Genomic DNA, 4,065 nt, shown 5'->3' with positions numbered 1-4,065 from the left:
GCGCGCCAGTTCAATGCTCGATAACAGCGTTTCACGGATTTGCTTGTCCACGCCGATATCCATGAGTCGGTAGGCATGGATGCGGTTGCGGGCACGGGCGTAGATCTTGAGGTGCGGGTAATGTTTTTTGACCATCAGCGCGGTTTTGATCGAGGCCTCGATATCGTCGATGGCCAGCACGAAAACCTCCGCCGACTCGGCGTGCGCGGCACGCAGCAGATCGAGCCGCGAGGCGTCGCCGAAGTAAATCTTGTTGCCGAACTTGCGCACGAAGTCGACTTGCTCGAAGCTCGCTTCCAGCACGGTGAAGGGGATTTTTTTCATGCGCAGCGTGCGTGCGATCATCTGACCGAATCGGCCGAACCCAGCGATGATGACGCGGTGCTCGCGCGCCTCGATTTTGTCGAATTCTCTGACCTTCTCCGTGACGCATCCGATCTTGAAGATCTTTTCATTCAACGTCACGAGCAGGGGGGTGACCATCATGGAAACCGATACGACCACGATCAGCAGGTCCGCCACCGTTTTGTCCAGTACCTGCGCGCCCACGGCCGCGCCGAACAAAACGAAGGCGAATTCACCGCCCTGGGAAATATACAGGGCCAGATTGAACGCCGCGCCGTGACCCAGTTTGGCCATGCGCCCCAGCCCGTAGAGCAACATCGATTTAACGGCCACCAGTCCCACGACCAGCCCCAGCACGGCGAGTGGCCGGTCGACCACCAGCCCCAGGTTCATGGTCATGCCCACGGCCATGAAAAACAGTCCGAGCAGCAGGCCTTTGAACGGTTCGATATCGGCTTCCAGTTCGTGGCGGTATTCCGAATCGGCCAGCAACACGCCCGCCAGAAACGCCCCCAGTGCCATGGACAGACCGGCCGATTGCACCAACAACGCTGTTCCTATCACCACCAGCAAGGCCGCGGCGATAAATACCTCGTGACTCGTGGCGGAGGCGGCCAGACGCAGGAACGGGCGCAACAACCAGCGGCCGCCGACGATGACGACCACAACGATGGCCACGGGCTTGAGGACGGAAAGTAAATTCCACCCTTGGTCGAGGTCGCTGATGCCCAACAACGGAATCAGCGCGAGCAGGGGGATGGCGGCAATATCCTGCAGCAGCAGTATCGTGAACGACGCGCGTCCGTAATGGGTGGTGAGTTTTTTTCGCTCCGCCAGGATTTGCAGTGCGAAAGCGGTGGAAGAAAGCGACAGCACCAGCCCGACCACGAAGGCGGTCGTGGCCGGCAGCCCCAGCGCCATGCCGGCGGCGCCCAGGACCACGCCGGTAACGATAAATTGCGCGCCTCCGAGACCGAAGATGGGACGGCGCAATTCCCACAGGCGCGACGGCCGCAGTTCCAGCCCGATCACGAACAGCAGCAGGACCACGCCGAGCTCGGCAAAATGCAGAATGTTGTCAACATCGCTGATGAAGCCGAAAAGCCACGGCCCGATGAGCACGCCGGCGAAGAGGTAACCCAGTACCGCGCCCATGCCGAGTTTTTTGAACAACGGTACCGCGATAACCGCCGCCGCGAGAAACATGACCGCTTCGTGCACCAACGACATGCTCATTAAAAAGTTTCCTTGGTATTCAGCGAGCAGGAACGATCATGCTGCCTGACCGCTGCGCGACCGACAAGCCTGCCGCGCGATTGACGCGAAATCTCTGGCTGTCTCATTTACCCCTCCGTCCGCATGGCTTCCTTATGGCTTCCTTTGCGCAATGGATAGACAATAAGAAACCATTTAGCATGGTGGATTCCAGAATTAACGGGAGCAAATAAGCATGTCGGGTTTGAAAGACAAGGTAATGATCATCACGGGCGCGGCCGGCAATCTCGGCCGCGCCGTGGCGGCGTGCGTGCAGGCACAGGGAGCCAGGATGGTCCTGGTCGAGCGGTCGGTCGAGCACTTGAAGGCAGCTTATGGCGAGCTGAAAGGGCCGGATCAGCATTGGCTCGCCGGCGACGTCGACATGACCGACCCGAAAGCGGTGAACGCCATGGCGGCCGAGGCGCACAAACGCTTCGGGCGGCTCGACGGGCTGGTGAATACCGTCGGTGGATTTCGCGGCGGTAAGCCGGTGCACGAGTCCGATCTCGCGGAATGGGATTTCATGTATGACGTCAATGTCCGCACTGCGCTCAACGCCTGCCGCGCCGTGATTCCGTACATGCTGTCGGCGCAGCGCGGGCGCATTATTAATGTCGCGAGCCGCAACGCGTTTCAGGGCAGCCCCAACTACGCCGCCTACAGTGCCGCGAAGACAGCGGTGTTACGGCTTACTGAAAGCCTGGCGGGTGAGCTCAAGACGCGCGGCATCAACGTCAACTGCATCGTGCCGGGAACGATCGACACACCGCAGAACCGCGAGTCCATGCCCAAGGCGGATTTTTCCACCTGGGTCGCGCCCGAAGATATTGCCCACGTCATCGCGTTTCTGTTGTCGGATGAAGCGCGCTCGGTAACCGGCGCCGCGGTGCCGGTGTACGGGAGGAGCTGATCATGCAGTTGTTTGGCTAGGGAAGCTCTGATTAAGTCCGTTCGTGGTGAGCCTGTCGAACCATGAACGGACGATTCGCCTGACATTTACCGCATTTCCCGTTCACCCTTCGACAAGCTCAGGGCGAATGGGAGACTGAATCAGAGCTTCCCTAGGGCACGACGCGGTACGGCCGCATCATCTCGTGGTCCTCGTGTTCGAGGATGTGGCAGTGCCACACGTACAGGCCGGGCAGATCGAAGGTTGCGATCACGCGCGTGACTTCGCCCGGGTTGGCGATCACGGTGTCCTTCCATCCCCTTTCGTTGACATGCGCCGGTTGCGGCGCACCGGTCAGCTTCAGGGTATCGGGTTTGCCGAGCACGAACTCAGCGTGGTCGAAGCGTTGGCGGTCGAATACGCGGAAGTGCACCAGATGCAGGTGCACCGGGTGCGCGTCCGCGGTGGCATTAACGATGCGCCACACCTCGGTTGTGCCGGCGCGCGGATTCTCCGAGATCGGGTCATCCCAGCCGAGTGCACCGGATTCGAGCGTGCCGAGCATCGGTTTCACGCGTCCGTATTCATCCTCGATTTCGGCGAGCAACACCGTGCGCTCGCTGTCCGCGCGCGGTGTCGCGATCGGCGCGCGCAACGTCGTCGGCAGGCGTGCGTCGGCAACCGCCGAACGCGGGCGCGTGACCCGGAACGCCATGATGCGGCCGGTGGTGGCGGTATCGACGGCGTCGCCGTTCGGATAGGGCGTCTTGGCGTCGTTGCGCATGATGATGGTCTTGCCGGCGAGCGCCGGGCCGGAGAAATCCACGATTATGTCGGCGCGTTCGGCCGGCGCGAGCGTCAGCTCCTTGAGCGCGATCGGCGCTGGCAACAGTCCACCGTCGCTGCCAATCTGATGCAGGGTCTGGCCCGAGTCGAGCCACAGATGGTAGAAGCGCGCGTTCGAGCCGTTCAGCAACCGGAAGCGATAGTGGCGCGGCTCCACCTCCAGGACAGGCCACAGCTTGCCATTGACCAGGATCATGTCGCCGAAAAACTCCGGCTCAATCGACGGGCTTAATGCGCCGGTGAGCGGGTCGCGCGGCAGATTCATCGACGCTTCGCCCGGAATTTCCTTGCGTTCGGGACGTTGTTCCACCTCGCCGACATCGGCAGTGTAGGCGAGTGAGCCATTACGCCGGAATGCGCGATCCTGGATCATCAACGGGATTTCATAAGCGCTATCCGGCAGCGCGCCGTCGCGTTGCAGACGCGCCTCGTTGTCGTCGCGCAGGAGGTAAAAACCCGCGAGCCCGGCGTACACGTTCAGGCGCGTGATGCCCATCGCATGGTCGTGGTACCAGAGCGTCGCCGCCTCCTGGTCGTTCGGGTAATCGTAGACCTCGCGGCTGAACAACGGCCCGCGTTCCTTGAAGCCCGGCGAGAACCAGGCCTCGGGATAGCCGTCGCTGTGATCCGGCACGTGGCCGCCGTGCAGATGCACGACCGTGCGCACGAACGGCCGGCAGTGGGAGTGGCCGTGCGCCGCGTCCGGGCCGCAGTGCACGGTGGTGTCC

The 4,065-nt window shown here is 61.9% G+C and carries 3 protein-coding genes; 1 reads left to right on the top strand and 2 read right to left on the bottom strand.

All coding sequences use genetic code 11. From position 1 onward, the window contains the following. On the bottom strand, window positions 1–1,581 hold a 1,581-nt coding region (locus WB402_RS00130; protein WP_424204585.1), incomplete at its 3' end, for a monovalent cation:proton antiporter-2 (CPA2) family protein. A gap of 214 nt (window positions 1,582–1,795) precedes the next feature. Between WB402_RS00130 and WB402_RS00125 the strand changes: the two genes are divergently transcribed. Next, window positions 1,796–2,512: an SDR family NAD(P)-dependent oxidoreductase gene (locus tag WB402_RS00125; RefSeq protein ID WP_424204583.1), complete on the top strand. Its 717-nt coding sequence runs from the start codon at window positions 1,796–1,798 to the stop codon at window positions 2,510–2,512. Between the two features lie 151 nt (window positions 2,513–2,663). On the opposite strand, the gene WB402_RS00120 is transcribed toward WB402_RS00125, so the two are convergent. Further along, the coding region (locus tag WB402_RS00120) for a multicopper oxidase family protein (protein ID WP_424204581.1) at window positions 2,664–4,065 on the bottom strand (1,402 nt) is incomplete at its 5' end.

The sequence above is a fragment of the Sulfuricaulis sp. genome (assembly GCF_049587675.1).
Lineage (GTDB): Bacteria > Pseudomonadota > Gammaproteobacteria > Acidiferrobacterales > Sulfurifustaceae > Sulfuricaulis.
The sequence above is the reverse complement of the archived record's forward strand: the minus strand, read 5'-3'. Positions and strand labels throughout refer to the sequence as shown.

Coding starts and splice junctions, on each gene's coding strand:
- WB402_RS00125 (WP_424204583.1), top strand. CDS start 1,796: ATGTCGGGTTTGAAAGACAAGGTAATGATCATCACGGGCGCGGCCGGC.